The sequence below is a fragment of the Pseudomonas sp. TWRC1-2 genome (genome assembly GCF_049896685.1).
Classification (GTDB): domain Bacteria; phylum Pseudomonadota; class Gammaproteobacteria; order Pseudomonadales; family Pseudomonadaceae; genus Aquipseudomonas.
In genome coordinates this window covers 634,539-649,142 of sequence record NZ_JAFCUU010000002.1, presented here as the reverse complement: position 1 = coordinate 649,142, position 14,604 = coordinate 634,539, and the positions used below count along the sequence as shown (strand labels likewise).

At 59.4% G+C, this 14,604-nt stretch carries 12 protein-coding genes; 8 read left to right on the top strand and 4 right to left on the bottom strand.

Translation table 11 applies throughout. The features are described 5' to 3' along the window. Nucleotides 1–131 precede the first annotated feature (131 nt). The 8 genes from ppsA to ACP7B3_RS07385 all read left to right on the top strand — a co-directional run bounded on the left by ppsA (nt 132) and on the right by ACP7B3_RS07385 (nt 8,274). Complete coding sequence (ppsA, locus tag ACP7B3_RS07420; RefSeq protein ID WP_106576300.1) at nt 132–2,507, top strand: phosphoenolpyruvate synthase; 2,376 nt, start codon at nt 132–134, stop codon at nt 2,505–2,507. 106 nt (nt 2,508–2,613) lie between these two features. Continuing rightward, a complete protein-coding gene (locus ACP7B3_RS07415) occupies nt 2,614–3,603 on the top strand; it encodes an alpha/beta fold hydrolase (protein ID WP_426178547.1) in 990 nt (329 codons plus the stop codon). A gap of 230 nt (nt 3,604–3,833) precedes the next feature. After that, nucleotides 3,834–4,325, top strand: coding sequence for a ribonuclease E activity regulator RraA (gene rraA / locus ACP7B3_RS07410; RefSeq protein ID WP_145159137.1), 492 nt, complete (start codon nt 3,834–3,836; stop codon nt 4,323–4,325). Between the two features lie 25 nt (nt 4,326–4,350). After that, nucleotides 4,351–5,346, top strand: a complete 996-nt coding sequence (locus ACP7B3_RS07405; RefSeq protein WP_426178546.1) for a zinc transporter ZntB — start codon at nt 4,351–4,353, stop codon at nt 5,344–5,346. A gap of 86 nt (nt 5,347–5,432) precedes the next feature. Further along, the gene (locus ACP7B3_RS07400) at nt 5,433–5,678 is read left to right on the top strand and encodes a hypothetical protein (RefSeq protein ID WP_005790375.1); all 246 of its coding nucleotides are present in this window, start codon (nt 5,433–5,435) and stop codon (nt 5,676–5,678) included. Nucleotides 5,679–5,680: 2 nt separating this feature from the next. Next, nucleotides 5,681–6,505 (top strand): mechanosensitive ion channel family protein, encoded by an 825-nt coding sequence (locus tag ACP7B3_RS07395; RefSeq protein WP_003193288.1) that lies wholly within the window; start codon nt 5,681–5,683, stop codon nt 6,503–6,505. 87 nt (nt 6,506–6,592) lie between these two features. Then, nucleotides 6,593–7,183, top strand: a complete 591-nt coding sequence (sigX, locus tag ACP7B3_RS07390) for an RNA polymerase sigma factor SigX (RefSeq protein WP_034120675.1) — start codon at nt 6,593–6,595, stop codon at nt 7,181–7,183. A gap of 107 nt (nt 7,184–7,290) precedes the next feature. Next, on the top strand, nt 7,291–8,274 hold the full coding sequence (locus ACP7B3_RS07385) for an OmpA family protein (RefSeq protein WP_106576304.1): 984 nt from the start codon (nt 7,291–7,293) through the stop codon (nt 8,272–8,274). Between the two features lie 60 nt (nt 8,275–8,334). Here the strand turns inward: ACP7B3_RS07385 and cobA are convergent, their stop codons facing one another. From cobA to nirB, 4 genes are read right to left on the bottom strand one after another with little or no spacing between them, the layout of a single operon-like run. Further along, nucleotides 8,335–9,078, bottom strand: a complete 744-nt coding sequence (gene cobA, locus ACP7B3_RS07380; protein WP_426178545.1) for a uroporphyrinogen-III C-methyltransferase — start codon at nt 9,076–9,078, stop codon at nt 8,335–8,337. 9 nt (nt 9,079–9,087) lie between these two features. Next, nucleotides 9,088–11,796 carry a molybdopterin-dependent oxidoreductase gene (locus ACP7B3_RS07375; protein ID WP_426178544.1) on the bottom strand — a complete coding sequence of 903 codons (2,709 nt, stop codon included), beginning with the start codon at nt 11,794–11,796 and terminating at the stop codon, nt 9,088–9,090. Further along, a complete protein-coding gene (gene nirD / locus ACP7B3_RS07370; protein WP_145159126.1) occupies nt 11,796–12,113 on the bottom strand; it encodes a nitrite reductase small subunit NirD in 318 nt (105 codons plus the stop codon). Before nirD ends, ACP7B3_RS07375 begins: the two co-directional genes overlap by 1 nt. Further along, nucleotides 12,110–14,563 carry a nitrite reductase large subunit NirB gene (gene nirB / locus ACP7B3_RS07365; RefSeq protein ID WP_426178543.1) on the bottom strand — a complete coding sequence of 818 codons (2,454 nt, stop codon included), beginning with the start codon at nt 14,561–14,563 and terminating at the stop codon, nt 12,110–12,112. Before nirB ends, nirD begins: the two co-directional genes overlap by 4 nt. Between the last annotated feature and the right edge of the window lie 41 nt (nt 14,564–14,604).

Sequence of the window (14,604 nt, the reverse complement as noted above, 5' to 3'; positions counted from 1 at the left end):
GCGATTTTGCCGTCCCGCAGTGGGCCGCATTCTCACTTATTTTCCAGGTCCAGGCCACAAGCGCTGGCGTTTGCTCCTACTGAGCCGCTGGCGTCCTGAGCTTTTCCAACACAGAAAGTGGAGAGATCACCTTGGTAGAGTACGTAGTTTCCCTCGATAAGCTCGGCGTCCATGATGTAGAGCATGTGGGGGGCAAGAACGCATCCCTCGGCGAGATGATCAGTAATCTTGCAGGCGCTGGTGTCTCGGTGCCCGGTGGTTTCGCCACCACGGCCCAGGCTTACCGCGACTTCCTCGAGCTGAGCGGCCTCAACGCCCAGATCCACGCCGCGCTGGACGCCCTGGACGTCGATGACGTCAACGCCCTGGCCAAGACCGGTGCCCAGATCCGTCAATGGATCATGGACGCCGAGTTCCCCGAGAAGCTCAACGAAGAAATCCGCACCGCCTTCGCTACATTGTCGGCCGGCAACCCGGACATGGCCGTTGCCGTGCGCTCCTCGGCCACCGCCGAAGACTTGCCGGACGCCTCCTTTGCCGGTCAGCAGGAAACCTTCCTGAATATCCGCGGCGTCGAAAACGTCATCCGCGCCGCCAAGGAAGTGTTCGCCTCGCTGTTCAACGACCGCGCTATTTCCTACCGCGTACACCAAGGTTTCGACCACAAGCTGGTGGCTTTGTCTGCCGGCGTGCAGCGCATGGTGCGTTCGGAAACCGGCACTGCCGGCGTGATGTTTACTCTGGACACCGAATCCGGTTTCCGTGACGTGGTGTTCATCACCGGCGCCTACGGCCTGGGCGAAACCGTCGTGCAGGGCGCGGTCAACCCGGACGAATTTTACGTCCACAAACACACGCTTGAGGCCGGTCGCCCGGCGATCCTGCGCCGCAACCTGGGCAGCAAGGCCATCAAGATGATCTACGGCGACGAGGCCAAGGCCGGTCGTTCGGTAAAAACCGTTGAAGTCGACAAGGCCGAGCGCGCGCGTTTCTGCCTGACCGACGCTGAGGTCAGCGAGTTGGCCAAGCAAGCGATGATCATCGAAAAGCACTATAAGTGCCCGATGGACATCGAGTGGGCCAAGGACGGTGATGACGGCAAGCTGTACATCGTGCAGGCGCGTCCTGAAACCGTGAAAAGCCGCACTTCCGCCAACGTCATGGAACGCTACCTGCTGAAAGAAACCGGCACCGTGCTGGTGGAAGGCCGTGCCATCGGCCAGCGCATCGGCGCCGGCAAGGTGCGGATCATCAAGGACGTGTCCGAGATGGACAAAGTCCAGCCGGGCGACGTGCTGGTGTCCGACATGACCGACCCGGACTGGGAGCCGGTGATGAAACGCGCCAGCGCCATCGTCACCAACCGGGGCGGGCGTACTTGCCACGCGGCGATCATTGCGCGTGAGCTGGGCATTCCTGCGGTGGTGGGTTGCGGCAACGCGACCCAACTGTTGAAAGACGGCCAGGGCGTGACCGTATCCTGCGCTGAAGGCGACACCGGTTTCATCTTTGAAGGTGAGCTGGGCTTCGACATCAAGCAAAACTCCATCGATGCCATGCCGGACCTGCCGTTCAAGATCATGATGAACGTCGGCAACCCGGACCGCGCTTTTGATTTCGCGCAGTTGCCGAACGCCGGTGTGGGCCTGGCCCGCCTGGAGTTCATCATCAACCGCATGATCGGCGTGCACCCCAAGGCCCTGCTGAACTACGACGGCCTGCCGCTGGACATCAAGGAAAGCGTCGACAAGCGCATTGCCGGCTACAACGACCCGGTGGGCTTCTACGTCGAGAAGCTGGTGGAAGGCATCAGCACCCTGGCGGCGGCGTTCTACCCGAAAAAGGTCATCGTGCGCCTGTCGGACTTCAAGTCCAACGAATACGCCAACCTGATCGGCGGCAAGCTCTACGAGCCGGAAGAAGAAAACCCGATGCTGGGCTTTCGTGGCGCCTCGCGTTACATCAGCGAGGCCTTCCGCGATTGCTTCGAGCTTGAGTGCCGTGCTCTCAAGCGCGTGCGCAATGAGATGGGCCTGACCAACGTCGAGATCATGGTGCCGTTCGTGCGTACCTTGGGCGAAGCGAGCCAAGTGGTCGACCTGCTCGCAGAAAACGGCCTGAGCCGTGGTGAAAACGGCCTGCGCGTCATCATGATGTGCGAGCTGCCGTCCAACGCCATTTTGGCCGAAGAGTTCCTGGAGTTCTTCGACGGTTTCTCCATTGGCTCCAACGACCTGACTCAGCTGACCCTGGGCCTGGACCGTGACTCGGGGATCATCGCCCACCTGTTCGATGAGCGTAACCCTGCGGTCAAGAAGCTGCTGGCCAACGCCATCCAGGCCTGTAACAAGGCCGGCAAGTACATCGGCATCTGCGGCCAGGGCCCTTCCGACCACCCGGACCTGGCCAAATGGCTGATGGAACAGGGCATCGAAAGCGTCTCGCTGAACCCCGATTCCGTGCTGGAAACCTGGTTCTTCCTGGCGGAAGGGCAAGCGTCCGCCTAAGGTCGTGACTTAAAAAGTGCCGGTCACTCCTCAAGGGTGACCGGCATTCTTATCTGTGCAGGGCGGAACTCCTTCCGGACGCCGCCCTTTTTTGTGCAAGAGCATTATGCAAAGCAGCAGCAACCTGTTTCCCGTCGCCCTGATCAGTGCTGAACGTCGCGGCGACCTGAGTGAAGACGTGTACCGCCTCAAACCCGGCAACAGCCCCGACGGCACCGTCGAGCTGGCCGTGACGCGTTTGGGCCTGGCCGATGTCCCGGAAAACCGGGGCACGCCGGTCATTTTGTTGCACGGTAGCTTTTCCAACCGACGTTTCTGGTACTCGCCCAAAGGCCTCGGTTTGGGCGCTTATCTGGCGCGCCAGGGCTTTGATGTGTGGATTGCGGAAATGCGCGGGCATGGCTTGTCCAAGCGCAACCATGACTACGCGAGAAATCGCGTTGCCGACTACGCGCGTTACGATTTGCCGGCCATCGGCGCGTTTGTGCGTGAGCAAAGTGCACAAATCCCGCACTGGATCGGGCATTCCCTGGGCGGCACTGCACTGGCTGCAGCCCTCGGCGGGCAGTACCTGGGGGCGCCAGCGGCGGCCTCGGTGGCGTTGTTTGGTTGCCAGGTGAGCCGTACCCACTGGCCGTTGAAAATTCCACCGGTGGAGTGGACCGCTCGTTTGCTCCTGAAACGTTTTGGCGAGGTGTCCGGCGCGCGGCTCAAGCGTGGTCCGGAGGATGAGCCTGCGGGCGTGATGATCGAAGCCATGCGCTGGAACGGCCTGTTCGGTCGCTTTGGCGATGGGCAACAGGATTGGTGGAAGGGCCTCGCCGAAGTCGATGTGCCGTTGTTGGCGGTGAGTGCCGCCGGTGACCAGCAGGACCCGGATTGGGCGTGCCGCAAGTTGTTCGAGCAAGTCGGCTCCGAGCACCGCCAATACCTGTGTCTGGGGCGCCAGCAGGGCTTCAGCGAGGATTTCGGGCATGTCGAGATGCTGGTCAGCAAAGCCGCTCAAGCCGAGGTATGGCCAATGGTGGCGCGGTGGTTGAACGATCCATTGACACCTTTGGCCGGGGCGCACCCGCAGGTACTGGCAGCTGTTTGATCAAGCGCTCTGCCAAGGGCGTTTCACTCGTGTGTGGTTGCGGCTAAGATATGACGCGTTAAACGCTTCTGGTCATATTCAGTCGCGCAGTCGCTATTGCGTTGCGACGAAGCGAGTCCGATCATGGCCGCCGCCAACCGGTGAACCGTTAAATATTGCCTGTTGCGACACGTTTTTCTGATGTACACCGTGGGATGTTCGACCTCTTCTTTGATGACAGGAGTTTCTCGATGAACCATTACGTGACGCCCGATCTGTGCGACGCCTACCCGGAGCTGGTGCAGGTGGTTGAGCCGATGTTCAGTAATTTCGGTGGCCGGGATTCTTTTGGCGGCGAGATCGTCACCATCAAATGCTTCGAGGACAACTCCCTGGTCAAGGAACAGGCCGATCAACCGGGTGCCGGCAAGGTGCTGGTGGTCGACGGTGGCGGTTCGCTGCGTCGCGCGTTGCTCGGCGACATGATTGCCGAGAAAGCTGCAAAAAACGGCTGGGAAGGGCTGGTGATCTATGGCTGCATCCGGGATGTCGATGTCATTGCCCAAACCGATCTGGGCGTGCAGGCGCTGGCCACTCACCCGATGAAGACCGACAAGCGCGGCATTGGCGACTTGAACGTGGTGGTGACTTTCGCCGGCGTGACGTTCCGGCCCGGTGAATACATTTATGCGGACAATAATGGCGTGATCGTCTCGCCCAGCCCACTGAAAATGCCTGAATAAACTGCTGTTGCCGATAGGGGTGAGGATGTTCGAGGAAGAAAACGCGCAATGGGGGCTGGTGCATGCCCTGGTGCTGGATGGTAAAGGCGGTGCGCGTTCGATTGCCCGGACTGAGCTCGACGACTTGCAACTTCAGCCTCAGGAAAGCCTGTGGCTGCATTGGGATCGCAGCCATCCGCAGACCCAGACCTGGCTGCGTAAATCCAGCGGCTTGAGCGAGTTCGCCTGCGACTTGCTGCTGGAGGAAAACACCCGTCCGCGCCTGTTGCCACTGCCCGAAGCCCAATTGCTGCTGTTTCTGCGCGGGGTCAACCTGAACCCGGGCGCCGAACCGGAAGACATGGTGTCGGTGCGCATCTTCGCAGCGGCCGATCGCGTGATTTCCTTGCGCCTGCGTCCGCTGCGCGCCACCGATGAGTTGCTGGTGCAACTGGCGGAGGGCAAAGGGCCGAGAACCGCTTCGGAACTCATCCTTTATATGGCGCAGTACCTGACCAACAAAGTGCAGGATCTGGTTACCGATTTGTCTGAAGTCGTCGATATCGAAGAAGAAAAACTGGATGCCGACGAACGGTATACTCCGGAACATGGCAGCGTCCTGCAGATCCGTCGGCGCGCGGCGGGGCTCAAACGTTTTCTCGCCCCTCAGCGAGATATTTTTGCCCAACTGACGCGAACCAAATTGCCGTGGTTTTGTGATGACGATGCTGACTACTGGAACGAATTACACAACAGCCTGACGCGTTACCTGGAAGAGCTCGAATTGGCTCGAGAGCGCGTGGGGCTTGTGCTTGAGACCGACGACCGGCGATTGAGCCTGCGGATGAATCGCACCATGTACCGCTTCGGTATCATCACCGGGATTTTTTTGCCGATGAGTTTTCTCACCGGTTTGCTGGGTATCAATGTGGGCGGGATTCCGTTCTCCGCCAGCCCCTATGGATTCATGATTGCGTGCCTGATGATGGTGGCCGTCGCCTTGGGACAATGGTGGCTATTTCGACGATTGCGCTGGGTTTGACCTGAATATGACCTGAACGTAGTAGGGGGTACATGTGACCCCATGAATTTAACCCTCGTCTTTTAAATCACTTGCGAGAGGTCTTTATGCACGATCCGTTCGAACAGTCATTGCGTGACATGCTTAATGCTTCGCCGTCCAACCGTGACGACGACGCCTGCCTGGGTCGCGTGTTGAAAACCGCCAACCGTCAGGTCGGTGCGGGAGATCTGTTCGGGCTGCTCGGTCGTTGGCTGCCGGCGCTGATGATGGCTCTGAACAATGGTTCGGCCCATGTGTCGCCGGTTTCCCGTCGTAAACCTCTTGCTCGCACTGCTGATAAGGCTGATTGAATATGGAACTTGATCTCTGGACCCAGAGCCTGGTCACTGCGATGACTGCATTGTGGACCAAGGTGGCGAATTTCATTCCCAACCTGTTTGGTGCTCTGGTTTTGGTCTTGCTGGGCTTTGTCGTGGCCAAGCTGCTCGACACCCTGCTGTCCAAATTGCTCGCAAAACTGGGGCTGGACCGCTTGATGGCAGGCACGGGCCTGACCAAGCTGTTGGGGCGTGCCGGGCTGCAAGTACCGATCTCGACCCTCATCGGGAAGATCGTTTACTGGTTCGTTTTACTTATTTTTCTGGTTTCTGCAGCTCAATCCCTTGGACTTGAGCGAGTTTCAGCTACGCTCGACATGCTGGCGCTGTATTTGCCGAAGGTTTTCGGTGGCGCGCTGGTGCTGCTCGTAGGCGTTTTACTGGCGCAACTGGCCAATGGGCTGGTGCGTGGAGCCGCTGAAGGTGTGGGGCTGGACTATGCTGCGGGCCTGGGGCGGATCGCTCAGGGGCTGGTGATCATCATCAGTATTTCCGTCGCGATCAGCCAGCTGGAGGTCAAAACTGACCTGCTCAACCATGTGATTGTGATTGTTTTGATTACCGTTGGTCTGGCCGTTGCGCTGGCCATGGGGTTGGGAAGCCGGGAAATTGCCGGTCAGATTCTTGCGGGAATCTATGTGCGTGAGCTGTATCAGGTTGGGCAACAGGTGCGTGTGGGCGAGGTCGAAGGGCAAATCGAGGAGATCGGCACAGTCAAGACGACCGTGCTGACCGATGACGGTGAGCTGGTATCGCTGTCCAATCGGATTCTCCTGGAGCAGCAGGTCAGTAGCCGCTAATCCGGCAAACCCTGCTAATGTACGCCGCCGCAAACCCGGGTGACCGGGCTGTAGCGGACATTGACCTGACTGTCGGCACGACTTGTTTTGAATAAAGCCCAAACGCTGTCCACGCGCTATGACCCCCGTGAGCTCTCTGATGAGGAGTTGGTCGCGCGCGCACACACGGAGCTGTTTCACGTAACACGCGCGTACGAAGAATTGATGCGCAGATATCAACGCACTCTGTTCAACGTTTGTTCAAGGTATTTAGGGAACGATAGAGATGCGGACGATGTCTGTCAGGAAGTGATGCTCAAGGTGCTGTATGGCCTGAAGAACTTCGAGGGCAAATCGAAGTTCAAGACATGGCTCTACAGCATCACGTATAACGAGTGCATCACGCAGTATCGTAAGGAGCGGCGAAAGCGTCGGTTGATGGACGCTTTGAGTCTCGACCCCCTTGAGGAAGCGTCTGAAGAAAAGGCGCCGGCACCCGAGGAAAAGGGTGGACTTGATCGCTGGTTGGTGCATGTGAACCCAATTGACCGTGAAATTTTGGTGCTACGATTTGTCGCAGAGCTGGAGTTTCAGGAAATTGCTGACATCATGCACATGGGTTTGAGTGCTACAAAAATGCGTTACAAGCGTGCTCTTGATAAATTACGTGAGAAATTTGCGGGCGAGACTGAAACTTAGTGCGTGGCAAATATCTCTTACGTGTAGGCAAGTTCTGTTAGACTTGTCGCCGAGTTGTCCCCCGGTTTGTGGGACTGCTTTACAATCACCAGATGGGGATTTAACGGATGAAACTGAAAAACACCTTGGGCTTTGCCATTGGTTCTCTTATTGCTGCCACTTCTTTCGGCGCTCTGGCACAAGGCCAAGGCGCAGTTGAAGGCCAGCTGTTCTACAAGAAGCAGTACAACGATAGCGTTAAGCACATCGAAGACGGCTTCAACCCTGGCGCAAGCATCGGTTACTTCTTGACCGACGACGTGTCGATCAACCTGAACTACGACACTACCAACCACACCCGTTCGAACGACGGTACTGGTAGCCAGAAGATCAAAGGTGACACTGGCAGCGTGACTGCTCAGTACCACTTCGGTCAGGCCGGTGTTGACTCCCTGCGTCCATACGTTGAAGGTGGTTTCGGTCACCAGAGCCGTACCAACGTTGAAGTTGACGGCCACAAAGGTCGCGATCAGTCCACCCTGGCTATCGCTGGCGCTGGCGTGAAGTACTACTTCACCAACAACCTGTTCGCACGTGCCGGTGTTGAGTCTGACTACAACCTGGACAACGGCAAGTGGGATTACTCCGCACTGGTTGGCCTGGGTGTGAACTTCGGCGGCAACGCCGGCGCAGTAGCTCCAGCTCCTACCCCAGCACCAGCTCCAGAGCCAACTCCAGAGCCAGAAGCTCCAGTTGCTCAGGTTGTTCGTGTTGAGCTGGACGTGAAGTTCGACTTCGACAAGTCGGTTGTTAAGCCTAACAGCTACGGCGACGTGAAAAACCTCGCTGACTTCATGAAACAGTACCCACAAACCACCACCGTTGTTGAAGGTCACACTGACTCCGTCGGTCCTGACGCTTACAACCAGAAGCTGTCCCAGCGTCGTGCTGACGCGGTCAAGCAAGTTCTGGTCAAAGACGGTATCGCTCCTAACCGTGTAAGCTCGGTTGGTTATGGCAAATCCCGCCCAGTTGCTGACAACGCAACTGAAGCTGGCCGTGCTATCAACCGTCGCGTAGAAGCCTCGGTAGAAGCTCAAGCTGCTCAGTAATTACTGAGTGGTAAAAAAAAGCCCGGCTTAGGCCGGGCTTTTTTTCGTCTGGCGTTTGCTTCAGGCGCTGGCGGATACCGCCACGCATGCCGTCTGTGCAGCCGCGGCGACACTGCCGATCACCAGAATTGCCGGGCTCTTCAAGGCGAACGTCTGCGCATCCTTGTGCATCTGCCCCAACGTGCTACGGCATTCTCGCTGTTGAGGCAGCGATGCGTTTTCGATCATCGCCACCGGCATATCCTCTGCCATGGCGCTCTCCAGCAGCTGCTGACGGATTTCCTCCAGCTTCGCCACGCCCATATACACCACCAACGTCGTCCCGCTTTCGGCCAGTGCACGCCAGTTCAGGCTGCTGTTGTCCTGGGTATGTGCCGTAACGAGCGTTACACCGCGACTGACCCCACGCAACGTCAGCGGGATATCGCAGTTTGTTGCTCCGGCCAGGCCCGCCGTGATCCCGTTGACCAACTCCACATCCACACCATGTTCGCGCAACCACGTCGCTTCTTCGCCGCCACGCCCGAAAATGCATGGGTCACCCCCCTTTAATCGCACCACGCATTTGCCTTGCCGGGCATAACGCAGCATCAGGCGATGGATAAACTCCTGTGGTGTCGAACGGCAGCCACCGCGTTTGCCTACGCTGATAATCCGCGCGTTAAGGCAGTGTTCCAGCACTGCGGGGTTGAGCAGGTCATCAATCAACACCACATCGGCCTCATGGAGTGCCCGTACCGCCTTCAGGGTCAGCAGTTCAGGATCACCGGGCCCGGCACCCACCAGCCAGATTTTTGCGCTCATGTTTTTCCCTCACACACTGATTGCGATTGGCTGCGCGTTGCTGGCCAAAAGACGTTTGATTTCCGGTACGCACGAGCCGCATTGCGTGCCGCAGCCCAGCGCCTGTTTGAGCCCGTTAAGGTCCAGGCCGCGAGTGATGCCTGCGCACACGGCGTTTTCGCTGACGTTCTTGCAGTTGCACACAATCTTGCCGCTGGCTGCCGCACCGCCCGGCGGCGCACTGAGCGGTGCCAGCAGCCAGCGTCGCAATTGATCGTCAGTGCGGCCTTCCAGCCAAAGGCTTTGCAACCAATGCCGAGCCAGGGTTTCACCGGCCAGGCGCAACGCGGTAATCCGGCCTTTTTCGATTTTTACGCGTTTACCGATCGAGCGACGCGGGTCGTCGTACGCCATCACTGGGCCGTCGTTGAGCCCCAGCAGTGCGTCGATACGGGTCAGCAGTTGCAGGTCGGGCGCCTCGGTATGTGCCGCGCGCACCACCAGTGCCGGCCGTTCGCGCCCGGCCAGGCTCAGGCTCACGTAGGCAAAGCCCTCGCACAGCGGGCGCAGTGCCTCGACGTGTTGCTGCACATCGCCTTCGATCAACGCAAACAGCTGCCACGGCAGTTGCACAGCCTCCAGGCGTACACCGCTGTGTTTGAGTTCCGGCTGTTTCGACAAAGGGTCGAAGGCTGGCTGGGTCAGCGTATTCACGCCCCCTTTGAGAAAACGGTCACCCCAATGCATCGGCAGGAACGCTTGGCCGGGGCGCACGCTGTCATCACTGTTGAGGGCAATAATCACGCTGCCGCGACGGCTTTTGAGGTTGACCAGATCTCCGTCCTTGAAGCGATGGCGGCGCAACTCATCCGGGTGCACGCTCAGCAGTGCTTCGTTCACATGACCAAACAACTGGGCTGCAGTGCCTGTGCGACTCATGCCGTGCCATTGATCACGCAGGCGGCCGGTGATCAGCGTCAGCGGGAAGCGTGCGTCGCGCTGCTCTTTGGCGGCGCGGTAGGGTTCGGCAAAAAAGTGCGCGCGGCCGCTCTCGGTCGGGAATACGCCGTCGGTGTACAGGCGCGCAGTTCCAGATTGCGCGCCCGCGGGAAACGGCCATTGCTGCGGACCCATCCGATCGAGCAGGGCATGGCTGATGCCCGACAGGTCAAGGTCACGGTTGCGGGTCAGCAGTTTGTACTCATCAAAGAGCTGCGAGGGGTGTTCAAAGGCGAAAAGCCCCGGTTTTCCGGGACAAAGACGTCGCTCCAGGCGCTGGGCAAAATCCACAGTGATCGCCCAATCCGGGCGCGCCTCCCCAGGTGGGGCGATGGCCCGTCGCACGTGGGAAATGCGCCGTTCAGAGTTGGTTACCGTGCCTTCTTTCTCGCCCCAACTGGCCGCCGGCAGCAGCAAGTCAGCGAAACGGGCCGTTTCTGTTGTACGAAAAGCCTCCTGTAGCACCACGAAAGGGCACGTCTCCAAGGCCATGCGCACGGTGTTCTGGTCGGGCAAGGATTGGGCAGGGTTAGTGCAGGCGATCCACAAGGCCTTGATCTTGCCGGCCTGTACCTGTTCAAACAGTTCGATGGCGGTCAGCCCGGTGCTGGCGGGCAGTTGTTCAACACCCCAATACGCGGCCACTTCGGCCCGATGTTCCGGGTTGGCCGCCTCGCGATGGCCGGGCAGCAAATTCGACAAACTGCCGGTCTCGCGTCCACCCATCGCATTCGGCTGGCCAGTCAGGGAAAACGGCCCACAGCCCGCTCGGCCAATCGTGCCGGTGGCCAAGTGCAAGTTGATCAGCGCGCTGTTTTTGGCGCTGCCGGCGGTGGATTGGTTGAGCCCCATGCACCACAGCGACAGAAAACTGCTGGAGGTACCGACCCATTCGGCGCACAGGCGCAGCTGCTCGACGCTGATCCCGCACAGCTGCGTGACCATTTGCGGCGTGTAGTCATGCACCAGCCGTTTCAGCTCGGCCAGCCCATCGGTATGCGCCTGGATAAAGTCTCGGTCGACCCAGTCTTCCCACAGCAACAGATGCAAAATCCCATGGAACAACGCCACATCCGTCCCAGGCAGGATGGCCAGGTGCAAGTCAGCCAAATCGCAGGTGTCCGTGCGGCGTGGGTCGATCACCAGCACTCTCATCTGCGGGCGCCGCGCTTTGGCTTCCTCAAGGCGTCGGAACAATACCGGGTGGGCGTAGGCCATGTTGCTGCCGACGATCATTACGCAGTCGCTGCACTCCAGGTCTTCATAACTGCACGGCGGCGCATCGGCGCCCAGGCTGCGCTTGTAGCCCACCACTGCCGAGGACATGCACAGCCGCGAGTTGCTGTCGATGTTGTTGGTGCCGACCAGCGCGCGAGCCAGCTTGTTGAAGCTGTAATAGTCCTCGGTCAGCAATTGCCCGGAAATGTAGAACGCCACGCTGTCCGGCCCGTGTTCGCTGATGGTCTCGGCGAACACGTTGGCCGCGTGCTCCAGTGCGGTTTCCCAGTCGGTGCGTGCCCGCGCCAGGCCTTTGCCCAGACGTAGCTCCGGGTACAAGGCGCGGGCCGCCAGGTCGCCGGTCAGGTGCAGACTGGAGCCTTTGCTGCACAACTTGCCGAAGTTCGCCGGGTGGTTCGGGTCGCCTTGTACACCGAGGATCTGCGCGCCATCGTGCTCGATCAGCACGCCGCAACCCACCCCGCAGTAACAGCAGGTGGACGCGGTGACCTGGCGGTTCATCAACCCGCGTCCCGCAGGGCCAGCATGACCCGGCCATTTTCCACGCGGGCGTGGTGATGGTGTGCGCAGCCGATGTCCGGTGCCTGGGCTTCGCCGGATGCCAGATCAATTTGCCAGTTGTGCAGCGGGCAGGCTACGCGCTTGCCGTAGATCAGGCCTTGGGACAACGGACCGCCCTTGTGCGGGCAGCGGTCATCGAGGGCGAACACTTCGTCATCACTGGTACGAAAAATCGCGATATCACCTTTGGGCCCATTGATGATGCGCGAGCCCAGGGCGTTGATTTCATCGAGTGCGCAGATATCCAGCCAGTTCATACCGGCACCTCCAGCTGTTTGACGGGGATGACCTCGAATTCCTTTTTCAGCAGCGGCTGCTCCAGGCGTTCTTTCCAGGGGTCTTGTTCGAACGACAGCGAAAACTGCAGACGCTCGTTGAGGGCTTGGCGGCGAGCCGGGTCTTCCAGTACGGCCTTCTTGATGTGCTCCATGCCCACGCGTTGCAGGTAGTGCACGGTGCGCTCTAGGTAGAAGGCTTCTTCGCGGTAAAGCTGCAGGAAAGCGCCGTTGTATTCACGGACTTCGTCGGCGGTTTTCAGCTTGACGAAGAACTCCGCGACTTCGGTTTTGATCCCGCCGTTGCCGCCGATGTACATCTCCCAGCCGGAATCCACGCCGATGATGCCCACGTCCTTGATGCCGGCTTCCGAGCAATTGCGAGGGCAACCGGACACCGCCAGCTTGACCTTGTGCGGCGACCACATATTGAACAGGTCATGCTCCAGCTCAATGCCCAACTGCGTCGAGTTCTGTGTGCCAAAACGGCAGAACTCACTGCCGACGCAAGTCTTCACGGTGCGGATGGATTTGCCATAGGCGTGACCGGAAGGCATGTCGAGGTCTTTCCAAACCCCTGGCAGGTCCTGTTTCTTGATGCCCAGCAGGTCGATGCGTTGACCGCCGGTGACCTTGACCATCGGCACGTTGTACTTGTCGGCCACGTCGGCAATACGCCGCAGCTCTGACGGATTGGTCACACCGCCCCACATCCGCGGGACTACGGAGTAGGTGCCGTCTTTCTGAATGTTGGCGTGGGCGCGTTCGTTGATCAGGCGCGATTGCGGGTCATCCTTGGCTTCGCCTGGCCAAGTGGAGATCAGGTAATAGTTGAGCGCCGGGCGGCAGGTGGCGCAGCCGTTGGGTGTGCGCCAGTTCAGGTAGCTCATTGTGCCGGAGATGGTCAGCAAGTGCTGATCGCGGATGGCCTGGCGAATTTGCCCGTGGTTGAGGTCGCTGCAACCGCAGATCGCCTTTTCGCTCTTCGGTTTGACGTCCGCGGCACCGCCCACGGTGTTGATCAGGATCTGCTCCACCAGCCCGGCGCAGGAGCCGCAGGAGCTGGCGGCCTTGGTGTGCTTCTTGACCTCGTCAACGCTGAACAGCCCGTGCGCCTGGATCGCCTTGACGATGGTGCCCTTGCATACGCCGTTGCAACCGCAGACTTCGGCGTTGTCGGCCATGCTCATGGCCTTGTCCTGGCCTTGATGGCCGACATCGCCTAAAGCGTTTTCGCCGAACATCAGGTGATCGCGGATCTCGCCTATCGCATGGTTCTCACGGATCTGACGGAAATACCAACCGCCGTCCGCGGTATCGCCGTACAGACAGGCGCCGACCAGGATGTCGTCCTTGATCACCAATTTTTTGTACACGCCGCCAATCGGGTCGCTGAGGGTGATGGTTTCGGTGCCTTCGCCGCCCATAAAGTCGCCGGCGGAGAACAGGTCGATACCGGTGACCTTCAATTTGGTTGAGGTGACCGAGCCCTTGTAGGTGGCAAAGCCCAGCTGCGCCAGGTGATTGGCGCAGACTTTGGCTTGCTCGAACAGTGGCGCAACCAGGCCATAGGCGATACCACGATGGCTGGCGCATTCGCCGATGGCATAAATGCGTGGGTCGTAGGTCTGCAAGGTGTCGTTGACCAGAATCCCGCGGTTGCACGGGATGCCGGATTTTTCTGCGAGTTCGGTGTTGGGGCGGATGCCGGCGGCCATCACCACCAGGTTAGCGGGGATGACGTCGCCGTTCTTGAATTGCACCGAGCCGACACGGCCGTTACCGGCATCGTGCAGCGCCTGGGTCTGTTCTTGTAGACGGAACACCAGGCCACGGCTTTCCAGTTCGGTTTGCAGCAGTTGGCCGCTGGTCTTGTCCAGCTGCCGCTCCAACAGCCATTCGCCGATATGCACCACGGTCACGTGCATGCCGCGCAACATCAGGCCGTTGGCGGCCTCCAGGCCGAGCAAGCCACCGCCGATCACCACAGCGTGCTTGTGGGTTTTGGCGGTGTCGATCATGGCCTGAGTGTCGGCGATGTCGCGGTAGCCGATCACGCCTTGCAAGGTATTGCCTGGGATCGGCAGGATAAATGGCGTCGAGCCGGTGGCGATCAGCAGGCGATCGTACTCGGCTGCGGTGCCGTCTTCGGCGATGACCAGGCGTTTGACACGGTCGATCTGCACCACTTTGCGGTTGAGCAACAGCTTGATGTGGTTATCCAGGTACCAGTCGAGATCGTTGAGCACGATCTCTTCGAACGTTTGCTCGCCGGCCAGCACCGGCGACAGCAGAATGCGGTTGTAGTTGGTGTGGGGCTCGGCGCCGAACACGGTGATGTCGTACAGGTCGCTGCTCAGCTTGAGCAATTCTTCAAGGGTGCGAACCCCGGCCATGCCGTTGCCGATCATCACCAATTTGAGTTTTTTCATGTCGTTCTCCGCAATGGCTCGACCAATTACGCGCAAACAAA